The organism is Pseudonocardia sp. ICBG162, from assembly GCF_020496225.1.
Lineage (GTDB): Bacteria > Actinomycetota > Actinomycetes > Mycobacteriales > Pseudonocardiaceae > Pseudonocardia > Pseudonocardia alni.
Window position 1 is genome coordinate 1 of sequence record NZ_JAHLJD010000024.1, and the last position, 14,067, is coordinate 14,067.

12 protein-coding genes and 1 pseudogene are annotated in these 14,067 nt (G+C 74.9%); 4 read left to right on the forward strand and 9 right to left on the reverse strand.

The window, feature by feature from the left end:
- Together KPL60_RS24070 and KPL60_RS24075 are read right to left on the reverse strand one after the other, a co-directional pair.
- The coding region (locus KPL60_RS24070; RefSeq protein WP_226367295.1) for an MFS transporter at positions 1-321 on the reverse strand (321 nt) is incomplete at its 3' end.
- The gene (locus KPL60_RS24075) at positions 318-1,445 is read right to left on the reverse strand and encodes an alcohol dehydrogenase catalytic domain-containing protein (RefSeq protein WP_305080720.1); all 1,128 of its coding nucleotides are present in this window, start codon (positions 1,443-1,445) and stop codon (positions 318-320) included. The genes KPL60_RS24075 and KPL60_RS24070, both read right to left, overlap by 4 nt.
- 117 nt (positions 1,446-1,562) lie before the next feature.
- On the opposite strand from KPL60_RS24075, the gene KPL60_RS24080 reads away from it, so the two are divergent.
- The gene (locus tag KPL60_RS24080; protein WP_226364705.1) at positions 1,563-2,513 is read left to right on the forward strand and encodes a sugar-binding transcriptional regulator; all 951 of its coding nucleotides are present in this window, start codon (positions 1,563-1,565) and stop codon (positions 2,511-2,513) included.
- 116 nt (positions 2,514-2,629) lie between these two features.
- Here KPL60_RS24080 and KPL60_RS24085 read toward each other — a convergent pair whose 3' ends face one another.
- From KPL60_RS24085 to KPL60_RS24095, 3 genes are read right to left on the reverse strand one after another with little or no spacing between them, the layout of a single operon-like run.
- Positions 2,630-3,487, reverse strand: a complete 858-nt coding sequence (locus KPL60_RS24085) for a phosphoribosylaminoimidazolesuccinocarboxamide synthase (RefSeq protein ID WP_226354817.1) — start codon at positions 3,485-3,487, stop codon at positions 2,630-2,632.
- The gene (gene purB, locus KPL60_RS24090; RefSeq protein WP_226364706.1) at positions 3,484-4,902 is read right to left on the reverse strand and encodes an adenylosuccinate lyase; all 1,419 of its coding nucleotides are present in this window, start codon (positions 4,900-4,902) and stop codon (positions 3,484-3,486) included. The genes KPL60_RS24085 and purB overlap by 4 nt, the downstream gene beginning before the upstream one ends.
- 53 nt (positions 4,903-4,955) lie before the next feature.
- Entirely contained in the window at positions 4,956-5,540 is a 585-nt protein-coding gene (locus KPL60_RS24095; protein WP_226354815.1) for a TetR/AcrR family transcriptional regulator, read from the reverse strand.
- A 222-nt stretch (positions 5,541-5,762) separates the two neighbouring features.
- Here KPL60_RS24095 and KPL60_RS24100 point away from each other — a divergent pair, with 222 nt between their 5' ends.
- The 3 genes from KPL60_RS24100 to KPL60_RS24110 all read left to right on the forward strand — a co-directional run bounded on the left by KPL60_RS24100 (position 5,763) and on the right by KPL60_RS24110 (position 10,288).
- The gene (locus tag KPL60_RS24100; RefSeq protein ID WP_255655231.1) at positions 5,763-6,818 is read left to right on the forward strand and encodes a threonine aldolase family protein; all 1,056 of its coding nucleotides are present in this window, start codon (positions 5,763-5,765) and stop codon (positions 6,816-6,818) included.
- Positions 6,819-7,184: 366 nt separating this feature from the next.
- Positions 7,185-8,141, forward strand: coding sequence for an ATP-binding cassette domain-containing protein (locus tag KPL60_RS24105; protein WP_226364707.1), 957 nt, complete (start codon positions 7,185-7,187; stop codon positions 8,139-8,141).
- Positions 8,138-10,288 (forward strand): YhgE/Pip domain-containing protein, encoded by a 2,151-nt coding sequence (locus KPL60_RS24110; protein ID WP_226364708.1) that lies wholly within the window; start codon positions 8,138-8,140, stop codon positions 10,286-10,288. Before KPL60_RS24105 ends, KPL60_RS24110 begins: the two co-directional genes overlap by 4 nt.
- A gap of 7 nt (positions 10,289-10,295) precedes the next feature.
- Here the strand turns inward: KPL60_RS24110 and KPL60_RS24115 are convergent, their stop codons facing one another.
- The 4 genes and pseudogenes from KPL60_RS24115 to KPL60_RS35215 form a co-directional block, all read right to left on the reverse strand.
- Positions 10,296-11,414, reverse strand: coding sequence for a pyridoxal phosphate-dependent aminotransferase (locus KPL60_RS24115; RefSeq protein WP_226364766.1), 1,119 nt, complete (start codon positions 11,412-11,414; stop codon positions 10,296-10,298).
- Between the two features lie 166 nt (positions 11,415-11,580).
- Complete coding sequence (locus tag KPL60_RS24120) at positions 11,581-11,790, reverse strand: hypothetical protein (RefSeq protein ID WP_139282823.1); 210 nt, start codon at positions 11,788-11,790, stop codon at positions 11,581-11,583.
- A gap of 198 nt (positions 11,791-11,988) precedes the next feature.
- Positions 11,989-13,256, reverse strand: a pseudogene (gene purD, locus KPL60_RS24125) (phosphoribosylamine--glycine ligase).
- Between the two features lie 50 nt (positions 13,257-13,306).
- Positions 13,307-13,612 (reverse strand): alpha/beta fold hydrolase, encoded by a 306-nt coding sequence (locus KPL60_RS35215; RefSeq protein WP_374228747.1) that lies wholly within the window; start codon positions 13,610-13,612, stop codon positions 13,307-13,309.
- Positions 13,613-14,067: the final 455 nt, after the last annotated feature.

Sequence of the window (14,067 nt, forward strand, 5' to 3'; positions counted from 1 at the left end):
CAGCAGGAACAGCACCTCGAACACGACCCAGACGACGACGCCGAGGGTCATCACCCGGCGCGGCCCCCACAGGTCGGCCAGCGCACCGGACAGGTAGCTGGCGACGAGCACGGCCAGGCTGTAGCCGGCGATGATCGTGGCGACGGTCGCCTCGGGCGAGCCGAGGACCGCCTCGATGTGCGGGGAGATGAAGTTCGACTCGGTCCCGTTGCCGGTCATGAAGACGAGCACGCCGAGGAAGCCCCAGCGCAGGGAGTGCGGGATGCCGATGCGGTCGAGGAAGGTCTCGCGCGGTGTCGTCGTCGACATGGCGGCCCTCACGCGTTCGGGAGGATCGAGACCTTGACCGACGACCCGGACGTGTCGCCGACGAGGTCGAGGGCCTTCTGGAACTCCGCGAGCGGCACCTGGTGGGTGCAGATGTCGGAGATCGGGAGCTTGCCGTCCTCCAGCATCTTGATCGCGGCGGGCCAGCAGTGCGGGCCGAGGTGGGCGCCGCGGACGTCGAGCTCCTTGTCGTCGGAGATGATCGACCAGTCGACGGTGACGTCGGACCCGAACACCGAGTACTCGACGTAGGTGCCGAGCTTGCGCAGCAGGTTGAGTCCCTGGGCGACGGCCGGGACGGCGCCTGAGCCCTCCAGGTAGACGTCGGCGCCGTAGCCCTCGGTGAGCTCCCGGACCCGGGCGACGGCGTCCTCGCGGGAGATGTTGATCGTGAGGTCGGCGCCGGTGCGGCGGCCGAGCTCCAGCTTCTCGTCGTCGAGGTCGAGCGCGATCAGCAGCCGCGGGTTCTTCGCGCGGGCGCCGGCGATCAGGCCGAGGCCGATCGGGCCGCATCCGGCGACGACCACGACGTCGTCGAAGGTGATGGTGGCGCGCTCGACGGCGTGCAGCGCGCAGGACAGCGGCTCGGCGAACGCGGCGTGGTGCGGCTCCAGGTCCGGCGAGACCCGGTGCACCCGGGCACGGGTCGGGACCAGCATGTACTGGGCCATCGCGCCGTCGAAGTTGCGGAAGCCGAACATGTCGTGCGGCCCGCACATCCAGTACTGGCCGCGCAGGCAGTAGCGGCACTGCTCGCACGGGACGATCTGCTCGCAGGCGACGCGGTCGCCGACGGACACGCCGTGCAGGGCGAGGCCCTCGTCGTCGCCGGAGACGATCCGGCCGACGAACTCGTGGCCGGGCGTGACGCCGGTCTGGGCCCAGGCGGGGCGGTTCTCGTCGCCCCAGAACTTCGCGGCGCCGTGGTAGCACTTCAGGTCGCTCGCGCACACGCCCACGGCCTCGACCTGCATCAGCAGCTCGCCGGGGCCGGGAGCCGGGACGTCGACCTCCTCCAGGCGGTAGTCCTCGGGCCGTGTACGACGACGGCCTGCATCCGGGTCGGGATCTGGTCTGCCACGACGGAACCTCCATTGGTGCCATGCGGGGTGCTGCATGCGACTGGTTCTGAGCATGCGTTCCGACGTGAACATTCGTCAACACATCCGTTCCTGATTGAACAAACGTGCAGTAGGCTTGACTGGTACCGGTCCGACACGGCGGAGGAGGTGGCGATGGCGCCGCACGACGTCTCCCGGCGCGACCTGGGGCTCATGCACCGGGCCGCACGGCTGTACTACGTCGACGAGCTCAACCAGGCCGCGATCGCCGACCGGCTCACCGTGTCGCGTCCGACCGTCTCCCGGCTGCTCGCCGAGGCCCGCCGGGTCGGGATCGTGCAGATCACCGTGCACGACCCGGACTCGCTGCACACCGGCGGCGACGACGCGCCCCGGCTCGCCGCCGCGCTCGGGCTTGACCGGGTGTGGCTGGCCCCGCGCCCCGCCACCGACCTCGGTCAGTCGCTCGCCGAGCCGGTCGGCGAGGCACTGCGGGAGGCCGGGCTGCGCGCGGGCGACGTCCTGCTCGTCTCCTCCGGGCGCACCGTGTGGGAGCTCAGCCACACCGCGCTGCCCGCGCTGGCCGGCTGCGAGATCGTGCCGACCGTCGGCGGGGTCGCCGAGCCCGAGGCGTGGCACCAGACCAACGAGATCGTCCGGTCGGTCGCCGAACGCGGGCACGGGCGCCCGCACTTCCTGTTCACCCAGGCCATGCCGTCACCGGCGATGAGCCGCACGCTCGCCGAGGACCCGGAGTTCCGGCGGGTCACCGGGTTCTGGGCGCGCGCGCAGGCCGCGCTGGTCGGTGTCGGCGCCCCGCCCGCGGGCCGCGCGTCGATCTCGACCTCGGTCCCGCTCGACGACGAGGGCCTCCAGGACGGCGTCGGCGACGTCTGCCTGAACTTCTACCGCGCCGACGGTCGCCCGATCGCCTTCCCGGGCAGCGACCGGATGGTGCGGATCTCCCCCGAGCAGCTGCGACGGGTACCGCGGACGATCGCCGTCGCCGTCGGGGAGGAGAAGGTGCCGAGCATCGTCGGCGGGGCGCGGGCGGGCCTGTTCAACCGCCTGGTCACCGACGCCCCGACCGCCCAGGCCCTCCTCGACGCCCTACCCCCGACCTGACCCCCACCCCTCGCCGCCCCGTGGCGACCCGCAGCCACCCGTGGCGCCCCGCGCGCGGGTCGCCACGGCCCGCGACGGGTCGCCACGCCCGCCGGGCGCGGGGTCAGGACGCGAGGTCAGGCGGTGGGTGAGGTCCAGGGGGTGCCGGTGATGCGGCGGTAGACCTCGGCGTAGCGGTCGTGGACGACCTTCACGACCTCGTCGGGGACTTCGGGGCCGGGCGCGGTGCGGTCCCAGTCCAGCCCGGCGGACCAGTCGCGGACGTACTGCTTGTCGAAGGAGAACTGGACCCGGCCGGGCTCGTAGGAGTCGGCGGGCCAGAACCGCGACGAGTCCGGGGTGAGCACCTCGTCACCGAGGACGATCTCGCCGGAGGTGTCCCGGCCGAACTCCAGCTTGGTGTCGGCGACGATGATCCCGCCCTCGGCCGCGGACTCGGCGCCGCGCCGGTAGACCTCCAGGGTCAGGTCCCGCAGCCGGGTCGCGGTGTCGGCGCCCAGCTGCGCCACGACGTCGTCGAAGGTCATGAACTCGTCGTGCTCACCGACCGGCGCCTTGGTGGTCGGGGTGAAGATCGGCTCGGGGAGCTTCGAGCCCTCGACCAGGCCGGCGGGCAACGTGACGCCGGAGACGGCGCCGGTGCGCTGATACTCCTTCAGCCCGAGCCCGGTGAGGTAGCCGCGAGCGATGCACTCGACCGGCAGCATCTCCAGCGGGCGGCAGCGGACGGCGCGCCCGGCGGACTCGGCGGGGATGTCGTCGGTCCCGATGACGTGGTTGGGCACGAGGTCGCCGGTGCGCTCGAACCAGTACAGCGACAGCGCGGTGAGGATCGCGCCCTTGTCCGGGACGGGCGTCGGGAGCACGACGTCGTAGATCGACAGCCGGTCCGAGGCCACGAGCAGCAGCTGGGCCGGGTCGCGGGACTCGTCGAGGTAGAGCTCGCGGACCTTGCCGGAGTGGACGAGCCTCACAGGATGCCTCCGGGGGTGTAGGCGGCGGCCTCGGGGTGCTTCGCGGTGATCGCGGCGATCTTCTCCGTCACCGTGGTGACCTGCGCGGACGCGGCGCCGGTGAACCGCAGCGGGTCCTCCAGCAGCCGGTCCAGCGTGCCGGCGGGCAGGCCGAGCCGGTCGTCACCGGCGAGGCGCTGGAGCAGGTCGTTGTCGGCCTGGCCCTGCTCGCGCATCGCCAGTGCGACGGCGACCGCGTGCTCCTTGATGACCTCGTGCGCGGTCTCCCGGCCGACCCCGGCGCGGACGGCGGCCATCAGCACCGCGGTCGTGGTGAGGAAGGGCAGGTAGCGGTCGAGCTCGCGGGCGATCACGGCCGGGTAGGCGCCGAACTCGTCGAGCACGGTCAGCGTGGTCTCGTAGAGGCCGTCGAGGGCGAAGAACGCGTCCGGCAGCGCGACGCGGCGCACCACCGAGCAGGAGACGTCGCCCTCGTTCCACTGGGAGCCGGCGAGCTCGGCGGTCATGACCGACAGGCCGCGCAGGATCACCATGAGGCCGTTGATGCGTTCCGCGGAACGCGCGTTCATCTTGTGCGGCATGGCGCTGGACCCGACCTGGCCGGGGGCGAAGCCCTCGGTGGCGAGCTCGGCACCCGCCATCAGCCGGATCGTCGTGGCCAGCGACGACGGCGCGGCGGCCAGCTGCACCAGCGCGGTGACGACGTCGTGGTCGAGCGAGCGCGGGTAGACCTGCCCGACGCTGGTGAACGCCTCGGCGAACCCGAGGTGGGTGGCGACCCGCTGCTCCAGCTCGTCGAGCTTGGCCGCGTCGCCGTCGAGGAGGTCGAGCATGTCCTGGCTGGTGCCCATCGGGCCCTTGATCCCGCGCAGCGGGTAGCGCGAGCGCAGGTCCTCCAGCCGGGCGTGCGCGACGAGCAGCTCGTCCGCGGCGGAGGCGAACCGCTTGCCCAGGGTGGTGGTCTGCGCGGCGACGTTGTGGCTGCGCCCGGCCATGACCAGCTCGGCGTACTCCGACGCGCGACGCCCGAGCCGCGCCAGGACCGCGACGGTCCGGTCGGCGACGAGCTCCAGCGACAGCCGGATCTGCAGCTGCTCCACGTTCTCGGTGAGGTCGCGGCTGGTCATGCCCTTGTGCACGTGCTCGTGGCCGGCGAGGGCGTTGAACTCCTCGATGCGGGCCTTCACGTCGTGCCGGGTGACGCGCTCGCGGGCGGCGATCGAGCCCAGGTCGACCTGCTCGACGACGGCCTCGTAGTCGTCGATGACCGACGACGGCACCTCGATGCCGAGGTCGCGCTGGGCACGGAGCACCGCGATCCACAGCCGTCGCTCCAGCTGGATCTTGTACTCCGGAGACCAGAGGCGGACCAGCTCGGGGCTCGCGTAGCGCGCGGCCAGCACGTTGGCAATCACGTGGCGCGATGATAATGGCTGGTGGGGGCCCTGTGACCGGCGGGAGCGCGGCCTCACACCCGGGGCAGGGACTCCAGCACCTCGTGCAGCGCCTCCCGGCCGACCGCACGCGGGTCGGGGTCGGCCTCGATCAGCGCGGTGAGCACGACGCCGTCGACGAGCGCGGTGAGCCTGCGGACCTCCCCCGGCCCCGGGCGACGGCCGGTCGCGCGGGTGAGCGCCTCGTCGAGCAGGGCGTCGAACTCGACGCGCTGGGCGCGCAGCAGCCCGGCCAGGAACGGGCGACGGCCGGACCCGATCAGCCGCTCGAACCGGGCCAGGACGGCGTCGAGGCCGTCGGTGCGCGACCGCGGGCCGAGCAGCAGGTCGAGCACGATCTCGGCCGGGTCGTCACGGCGGGCCAGGCAGGCGTGCGCGTCGGCCAGCTCGGCGTGCGCCAGCCGGTCCAGCGCGGCGCAGACCAGGTCCTCCAGCGAGGAGAAGTAGTAGGTCGTGGCCGCCAGCGGCACCCCGGCCCGCTCGGCGACGGCGCGGTGCCGGATCGCGTCGAAACCGCTCTCGGCGAGCAGGTCCGCGGCCGCCGCGACGAGCAGGGCGCGGCGCCGCTCACCCTTCTCGGTCTGCTTCGGGGCCGCCATCGCCACATAGTGCCAAGACAGGACCCGTCCGGACGAGTGAGATACCGGACTCGACGCCCAGGTCGGACGGGGTGACCGTGACCGTTTCGTGACCCTGCCGTTCTCACCGCCGCGGGGATGGAACACACTGGTGGTGTGCGCCCGTCACCCAGAAGCCGCTGGTCACCGCGCGGTGGTGCGCGCGGGGCGGCGGCCGCCCCGGCCCCCGGCGAGCCCGTCGACCTGCGATCGGACACCGTCACGCTGCCGACCGAGGCGATGCGCCGGGCGATGGCCGAGGCCGAGGTCGGCGACGACGTGCTCGACGGCGACCCCACCATGCGCGAGCTGGAGGAACGGGTCGCGGGCCTGCTCGGCGCCGCCGACGCGCTGTGGACGCCCACCGGCTCGATGGCGAACCTGATCGCGCTGATGAGCCGGCTCGGCCGCGGCGACTCCTTCCTCGCCCCCCAGGGCGCGCACGTGCTCGACTTCGAGCTGGGCACGGCCGCCTGGCTGGCCGGCGGGATGCCGCGGCCCCTGCCGCACGACGCGGGCCCCGGCAAGGTCACCGCGGCCGCCGTGCGCCGGGCCGCCGCCGACGACGGCTTCTACGCCTCCCTGCGCCCGGTGCTGCTGTGCCTGGAGAACACCCACAACTCCGCGGGCGGCACCGTGACCGCACCGGAGGAGCACGCCTCCGTCGCCGCCGCGGCGCGGGCCGCCCGGCTCTCGGTGCACCTCGACGGCGCCCGGCTGTGGAACGCCGCGGTCGCGCTCGGGGTCCCGCCGGGCGCGCTGACCGTCGGCGCCGACACGGTCGCGGTCTGCCTGTCCAAGGGGCTCGGCGCGCCGGTCGGGTCGGTCGTCGCGGGGTCGGCGGAGTTCGTCGAGCACGCCCGGCGGCTGCGCAAGATGCTCGGCGGCGGCGTCCGGCAGGGCGGGGTGCTGGCCGCGGCCGGGCTCGTCGCGCTGGAGGACATCGACCGGCTCGCCGAGGACCACGACCTCGCGACGCGGCTCGCCGCCGGGCTGCGCGAGCGCGGCTGGCGGGTCCGCGAGCCGCAGACCAACATCGTGCTGGTGGACGTGGCCGACGTGCGCGGCACGATCGCCGCGTTCGCCGAGGCCGGGGTCCGCGCCGGCGCCATCGCGGGCAAGCTGCGGCTGATGACCCACCGCGACGTCGGCGGCAAGCACATCAAGGCGGCGCTGGACCGGATCGGCGAGGTCGGCCCGTCCAGCACCGGCTCCCCCGGCGGCCCCGCGCCGCTGCCCCGCACCGCCCTCGGCGGCTGAGCCCCCGGGGCCCCGCCCCGCGCCGCCCTCCGCCGGCGCTCCGGGTCGCCTCCGGCCCCGGCGCCGGACGTGCCCGCGGCACCCCGGGCCGGGCGCTCCGGGCGCCCCTCGTCGCCGCCGTCACAGTGTCGCGCCGGGTCAACTCACTGTCGTCCGAGGTCAAGTCGGCCCGCACGATCGGGTCCACACTGGGCGACGGCCGGACGCCGGAGCAGGCGTCGGCCTAGGCTTCCGCCGCCGTCGCGCCCGTGCGTACGCACCACCGGGCGCCGGTGGCTCCGACCCACGACCGGTGCCGGTGAGCTGCGCGGACCCGCGATCGCCGGGTGTCGTGCGGCCCGGGGCGCCCAGGACAGCAGGACCGTCATGACCAGCTCCGCCCCCTCGCCCGCTCCCGATCCCGAGGCCGCCCCTGATCCCGAGGCCGCCCCCGGCCCCGAGGCGGCCCTCGTCGCCGAGGGCGTCGCCGTCGACGGCACCCACGGGGTGCTGCTCGAGCCGACCTCGCTGCGCGCCGTCCCCGGTTCGGTGCTGCTGGTCGCGGGCACCCCCGGCTCCGGGCACACCGCGCTGGCGCTGGCGCTGGCCGGGCGAATGCGGCCCGACCACGGCACCGTGACCCTCGACGGCGACGACGACCCGCGCCGCCTGCGCCGCGCCGTCGCCGTCGTCGACACGCCCGGGGTCAGCGAGCCGGAGCCGGTGCTGCCGCTGCGGACCGTCGTCGGAGAGGAGCTGGCGATGGCCGGGCGCGGCACCACCCCGCGGGCGGTCACCGAGTGGCTGGGCGCGCGGGGCGCGCAGAGCTGGGTGCGCTCGCGGTTCGAGGACGTGCCCGCACCCGTCCGGATCGGGCTGATGACCGCACTCGCCGCGTCCCGCCCCGGGGTACGGGTGCTCGTGCTGAGCGCGCCGGACCGGCACGGCGGCACCCCGGTGACCTGGTGGCAGGTGGCCTCCGAGCACGCCCGCGCCGGGTTCGCCGTCGTCGTGACCTGCACCGAGGGATCGGCGGCGCTGCTGGGGGTGCCCGGGGTGCGGCTCGGCGGCGGCGACGCCGGCGCGCTGCCGGAGCCGCCCGGGCGGCACAGCAGGCCCGAGGACCCGACGGGGCCGCTGACCGTCGTCGCGCCGCAGGGGGCCGACGACCTGCCGCAGGGCTGGACCCGGCGGCTGCTGCGCCGCCGCCCCGCCGGGGCCGCGGACGCTCCGCCCCCCGGCACGGCGGAGCCCCCGCAGGACGCGGGTACGGCGATCCTGCCCGGGGCGGACCCCACCCCCGGGACCACCGACGGCGACGAGAGCACGGAGCGGACCTCATGAGCGCGATCAGGATGGCGATCAGCGAGCTGCGGCGGATCACCGCCGGGCGGCTGCCGGTCCTGGCCGTGCTCGCGCTGCTGATGATCCCGATGCTCTACGCGGGCTTCTACCTCTACGCCAACGGCGATCCCTACTCCCGCCTGGACCAGGTGCCCGCCGCACTCGTCGTCGACGACGCGGGCGGCACCGACGCCGACGGGAAGACGCAGAACGTCGGCCAGGACGTCGCGAAGGAGCTGACCGACTCCGGCTCGTTCGACTTCCACCGGGTCTCCGCCGCCGAGGCCGACCGCGGCGTGCGCGACAACGTCTACACCTTCGCCCTGACGATCCCGCGCGACTTCACCGCGGCCCTGCAGTCCTCCGGGGACTTCACCCCGCGCCAGGGGATCCTCGTGCTCACCACCAACGACGCCAACAACTACCTGGCCCGCACGATCGCCGACACCCTCACCACCCGGGTCCGCGAGTCGGTCGCCAAGGAGGTCGGGACGCAGGCCGCGGACCGGTTCCTCACCGGCTTCTCCACCATCCACACCAAGACCCAGGAGGCCGCGGACGGCGCCGGGAAGCTCGCCGACGGCGCGGCCACCGCCCACGACGGGGCCGGCCGGCTGGCGTCCGGCGCCGGTGAGCTGGCGACCGGGCAGCGCAAGCTCCTCGACGGCGCCCAGCAGCTCTCCGGCGGCGCGGGCGAGCTCGCGACCGGGGCCGGGACCCTCGCCACCGGGGCGGGCACCGCCGCGACCGGGGCGGACCGGCTGTCCTCGGGCGCGGGCGAGCTCGCGACCGGGCTGGGCACCCTGCGCAGTGCCACCGCCGACCTGCCCGCGCAGTCGCGACAGCTGGCCGACGGCGCCCGCCAGGTCGCCGACGGCAACGCGCAGCTGGCCGCGGCCGGGGACCGGGTCGCGCAGGAGAGCGCCCGGCTGGCCGACCAGCTCGACGCCGCCGACGGCACGATCGCGGCGAACCTGCGCGAGCGCGGGTTCACCGAGGAACAGGTGCAGCAGGCCCTGGCCGCGCTGGCGACCGCGAAGCAGCCGCTGGTCGACGGCAACACCCGCGTCCAGCAGGTGTCCGGGCAGCTCGACCGCCTCGGTTCCGGCGCGGGGCAGGTCGCCGACGGCGCCGAGCAGCTCGCCGCGTCGGCCCCGCAGCTCAGCCGCGGCATCGCGAGCGCCGCCGACGGCGCCGGGACCCTGCGCGACGGCGCGGCTGAGCTGTCCGGCGGCGTCCGGAAGCTCTCCGCCGGCGCCACGCAGCTGTCCACCGGCGCCACCGCGCTGCGGACCGGGGCGGACCAGCTCGTCGCCGGGGAGCGCACCGCCGTCGACGGGACCGACCGGCTCGCCGACGGGGCGCGCCGGCTCGACTCGGGCACCGGTGAGCTCGCCACCGGCGCGACGCAGCTGCACGACGGCCTGGCCTCGGGCCTGGACGACATCCCGAACCCGGCCCCGGGCGTCCGGGAGGCGACCGCCGCGAACATCGGCGACCCCGTCGCCACCCGCGACGTCGCCTACTCCCAGGCCGATACCTACGGCGCCGGACTGGCCCCGTTCTTCATGGCGCTCGCCACCTGGATCGGCGGCTACGTGCTGTTCCTGCTGGTCCAGCCCCTGTCCCGACGGGCGATCGCGGCCGGGCAGAGCCCGCTGCGCATCGCGCTGGGCGGCTGGATCCCGGCCGGACTGCTGGGGGTCGTACAGGTCACCGGCATGTACGCGGTGGTGTCGCTGCTGCTGGGGATCACCCCGGTGCACCCGTTCGCGACGCTGGCGCTGCTGTGGCTGACCTCGATGACGTTCACCGCGATCGTGCACGCCCTCAACGCCCTGCTCGGCGCGGTCGGGCAGTTCCTCGGGCTGGTCCTGATGGTTCTGCAGCTCGTCTCGGCGGGCGGCACGTTCCCGTGGCAGACCATCCCCGGGCCGCTCTACCCGGTGCACCACGTGATGCCGATGGGCTACGCCGTCGACGCGCTGCGCCACCTCATGTACGGCGGTGAGCTGGCCGGGGTCGTCGGGACGGCGGTGCCGGTGCTGCTGGCCTGGTTCGTCGGGGCCCTGGCGCTGGCGACGTTCGCGGCGTACCGCAAGCGGGTGTGGACGGCGACGGCGGTGAAGCCCGAGCTGGTGCTCTGAGGCCCGCTCAGACCCAGGCCCGCAGCCGCTCCAGCGCCTCGGTGATGCCCTCGGGCGTCCCGGCGCCGGAGAAGCGGATGTAGGCGCCGCCGTCGACCGGGTCGAAGTCCTGCCCCGGTGCGACGGCGATGCCGGTCTCGGCGAGCAGCCGGTAGGTCAGCCCCATCGAGTCCTCGCCCGCGCGCAGCAGGTGCGCGATGTCGGCGTAGACGTAGAACGCGCCGTCGGCGGGGGCGAGCCGGGTGATCCCGAGCCCGCGCAGGCCGTCGAGCAGCAGGTCCCGGTTGCGGCCGTAGCGCACGACGTGGGAGTCGGCCTCGGCGTAGCTCGCCTCGTCGAACGCGGCGAGCGCCGCGTGCTGGGGCAGCGCGGGCGGGCAGACGGTGAAGTTGCCGGCCAGCCCCTCCACGGTCCGGCGCAGCCGCGGCGGGCACACCAGCCAGCCGAGCCGCCAGCCGGTCATCGAGAAGTACTTCGAGAACGAGTTGACCAGCACGGCCTCCCGCGAGGTCTCCCAGGCGCTGCTCGTCGCGGGGCTGCCCGGGAACGTGATGCCGTGGTAGATCTCGTCGCTGACGAGCTGGATGCCGCGCTCCTCGCAGTACGACGCGAGCGCCGCCAGCTCGGCGGGGTCGAGGACGGTGCCGGTGGGGTTCGCCGGGCTGGCCACGATCAGGCCCTTCACCGGCTCGTCGAGCGCCTCGAGCATCTCCACGGTGGGCTGGAACCGGGTCGCCGGACCGCACGGCAGCTCGACGACCTCGCAGCCCAGCGCGGCGAGGATGTTGCGGTAGCAGGGGTAGCCGGGGCGGGCCATGGCGACGCGGTCGCCCGCGTCGAACGCGGCGAGGAAGGCGAGCAGGAACCCGCCGGAGGACCCGGTGGTGAGCACGACGTCGCCCGGGTCGACCTCCAGGTCCCGGGTGCGCCGGTAGTGCCCGGCGACGGCCTCGCGCAGCTCCGCGATGCCGGGGGCGACGGTGTAGCCGAGTACCTGCTCGTTCAGGGCGGCGACGGCGGCCGCGCGCACCGGTTCCGGCGCCGGGGTCGACGGCTGCCCAGCCGAGAGGTTGATCAGGTCGCCGTGGGTGCGGGCCCGTTCGGCGGCGGCCGCCCAGACGTCCATGACGTGGAACGGGGCGACGGCGGCACGGGCGGCGACGGTCAGGCGGGTCACGCCGCCGAGCCTAGGCGGCGGCCCCGCACGGGACCGGACCGCGCGCCCGGGCGGGAGCCCGCTCCCGGGCGCGCGGTCGTTCACGAACCGGGGCGGGCGCGGGGCCCGCCCGGTGTCACTCGGCCTCGAAGCCCAGGGCGTCGACGACGGCGCCGATCTGCGCGTCGGTGTCGGCGACGGTGTCGTCGAGGTACTCGGCGACCGGGGTCAGCTCGGCCGCCTGCGCGGTGCCGGTGAGCGCCAGGGCGGCGAGCGGCGCGGCGACGACGCCACCCACGAGGGCGAGGGCGCGACGACGACGGGCCTGCTGGGGAGCGTGGGCCATGGTGATCCTCCTGTGGTTCAGGGACACCGGCTGTGCCCCTGTGCCACAGGACGATTCCTCGACGAACCGGTGGAGATCAAACCCTGGTGTCCGGTTTTACCGGCTCTTCATGATCATCGAACAACCGGATACGGAGGCCCAGGTCAGGCCATTCGGACTATTGGCGTTGCGCCATGCGGCGGTAACACCCGCGCAACATCAGGCCTGCGCGACGGGCACGCTGACCTCTCCGCGCTCGGCCTTCAGACCGATGTCGGTGCGGTGGTGCGAGCCCGCAAGGCGGACCGGCTCCAGGCGGGCGTAGGCCTCGGCCCGGGCGGCGGCGAGGTCGGAGCCGGTGCCCACGACCGACAGGACGCGCCCGCCGGAGGAGACGACCGCGCCGTCGTCGCGGCGACGGGTGCCGGCGTGCAGCACGCCCTCCCCCTCGGCGCCGGTGATGACGTCACCGAGCCGCGGGGTGGCCGGATAGCCCTCCGCGGCGACGACGACCGTCACCGCCGACCCGTCGGCCCACTCGATCGCGGGCTGCTCGGCGAGGGTGCCGGTCGCGGTGGCGAGCAGCAGCTGCGACAGCGGGGTGCGCAGCAGCGCCAGCACGGCCTGGGTCTCCGGGTCCCCGAAGCGGCAGTTGAACTCGATGACCGCCGGGCCCTGCGAGGTCAGCGCGAGACCGGCGTAGAGCAGCCCGGTGAACGGGGTGCCGCGGCGCGCCATCTCCTCGGCGACCGGCGCGACGACCCCGGCGACCAGCTCCTCGGCGAGGTCCTCGCCCGCCCAGGGCAGCGGGCAGTAGGCGCCCATGCCGCCGGTGTTGGGGCCGGAGTCGTCGTCGCCGACGCGCTTGAAGTCCTGCGCGGGCAGCAGCGGCACCACGGTGGCGCCGTCGACGAGGCAGAACAGCGACGCCTCGGGGCCGTCGAGGAAGGACTCCAGCAGCGCCGGGTGGCCGGCGTCGAGCAGCCCGAGGGCGTGCGCGCGGGCCACCTCGATGTCGCCGGACACGACGACGCCCTTGCCCGCGGCCAGCCCGTCGTCCTTGACGACGTAGGGCGGGGTGAACACCGACAGCGCGGTGTCGAGGTGCGCCGGGTTGTCAACGACGACCGACGAGGCCGTCGGTACCCCGGCCGCGCTCATGACGGCCTTCGCGAACGCCTTGGACCCCTCGATCCGGGCCGCCTCGGCGCTCGGGCCGAAGCAGGGGATGCCGGCCTCGCGCACCGCGTCGGCCGCACCGTTGACCAGCGGGCCCTCCGGCCCGACGACCACGAGGTCCGCCTGCCAGGTCCGCGCCACGTCGACGACGGCGCCGTTGTCGGTGACGTCGAGCCCGAGCTGCTCGGACACCGCGGCCGTCCCGCGTTGCCGGGGGCGACAGCGAGCGCCGTCACCTCCGGGTCCTGCGCCAGAGCCACGGCGATGGCGTGCTCACGCGCACCGCTTCCCACGATCAGGATCCGCACGGTGGCCGAGCGTATCCGTGCACGTCGGACGACGGGGAACCGGTGTCCGCTCAGCCGTCGCAGCGTTGCAGGTGGGCCCCGATCAGCGCGGTGACGTGGGTGGGGTGCTCCTGCTGCGGGAAGTGCCCGGTGGCCGGGAGCGTGTGGTGGGTCAGCCCGGCACCGGCGAACCGCTCGTCGCCGCGCATGGTGGTGTCGAGCACGCACGGGTCGTCGGCGCCGTGCACCTGCAGCACCGGCACCCCGACCGGCCGGGAGAGCTCGCGGGCGAAGCGGCGGCCGTCGGGGCGCACCTGGGAGCGCATCGACCAGCGGTAGTACTCGAGGCTGCAGTGGGCGACGGTGGAGATCCGCATCGCCTCCGCGGTTGCGGGCGACGGCGTCGGCGAAGTCGGTGGTGGCGGCCCACTCCGGACCCGCCCACGCCCGCATGATCCGCCCGACCCGGGCGCCGCCGTCGGCACGCAGGGAACGCTCCGGCAGCCGCGGCAGCTGGAACCCGGCCATGTAGCGGCTCGCGCGGCCCTGCCCGAGCGGGTCGCGCAGCACGCGTCGCGCATGACGACCGGGTGCGGCGCCCCGAGCCCGGTGAGCGAGACGACCAGCCGCGGGTGCAGCGTGGCGACCGTCCAGCCGATCGCGGCACCCCAGTCGTGCCCGACGACGTGGGGCACGCGGCTCCCCGAGCGCCCGGATCAGCCCGGCGCAGTCACCGGGCGGGGGTCCACAGGTCGTAGCCGCGGGGCGTCTTGTCGGTGTCGCCGTAGCCGCGCAGGTCGGCGCGACGACCCGGTAGCCGGCGTCGCCGAGG

Coding starts and splice junctions, on each gene's coding strand:
- KPL60_RS24075 (WP_305080720.1), bottom strand. CDS start 1,445: ATGCAGCACCCCGCATGGCACCAATGGAGGTTCCGTCGTGGCAGACCA.
- KPL60_RS24110 (WP_226364708.1), top strand. CDS start 8,138: ATGAGCGCGATCAGGATGGCGATCAGCGAGCTGCGGCGGATCACCGCC.
- KPL60_RS24105 (WP_226364707.1), top strand. CDS start 7,185: ATGACCAGCTCCGCCCCCTCGCCCGCTCCCGATCCCGAGGCCGCCCCT.
- KPL60_RS24120 (WP_139282823.1), bottom strand. CDS start 11,790: ATGGCCCACGCTCCCCAGCAGGCCCGTCGTCGTCGCGCCCTCGCCCTC.
- KPL60_RS24080 (WP_226364705.1), top strand. CDS start 1,563: ATGGCGCCGCACGACGTCTCCCGGCGCGACCTGGGGCTCATGCACCGG.
- KPL60_RS35215 (WP_374228747.1), bottom strand. CDS start 13,612: ATGCGGATCTCCACCGTCGCCCACTGCAGCCTCGAGTACTACCGCTGG.
- KPL60_RS24115 (WP_226364766.1), bottom strand. CDS start 11,414: ATGGACGTCTGGGCGGCCGCCGCCGAACGGGCCCGCACCCACGGCGAC.
- KPL60_RS24095 (WP_226354815.1), bottom strand. CDS start 5,540: ATGGCGGCCCCGAAGCAGACCGAGAAGGGTGAGCGGCGCCGCGCCCTG.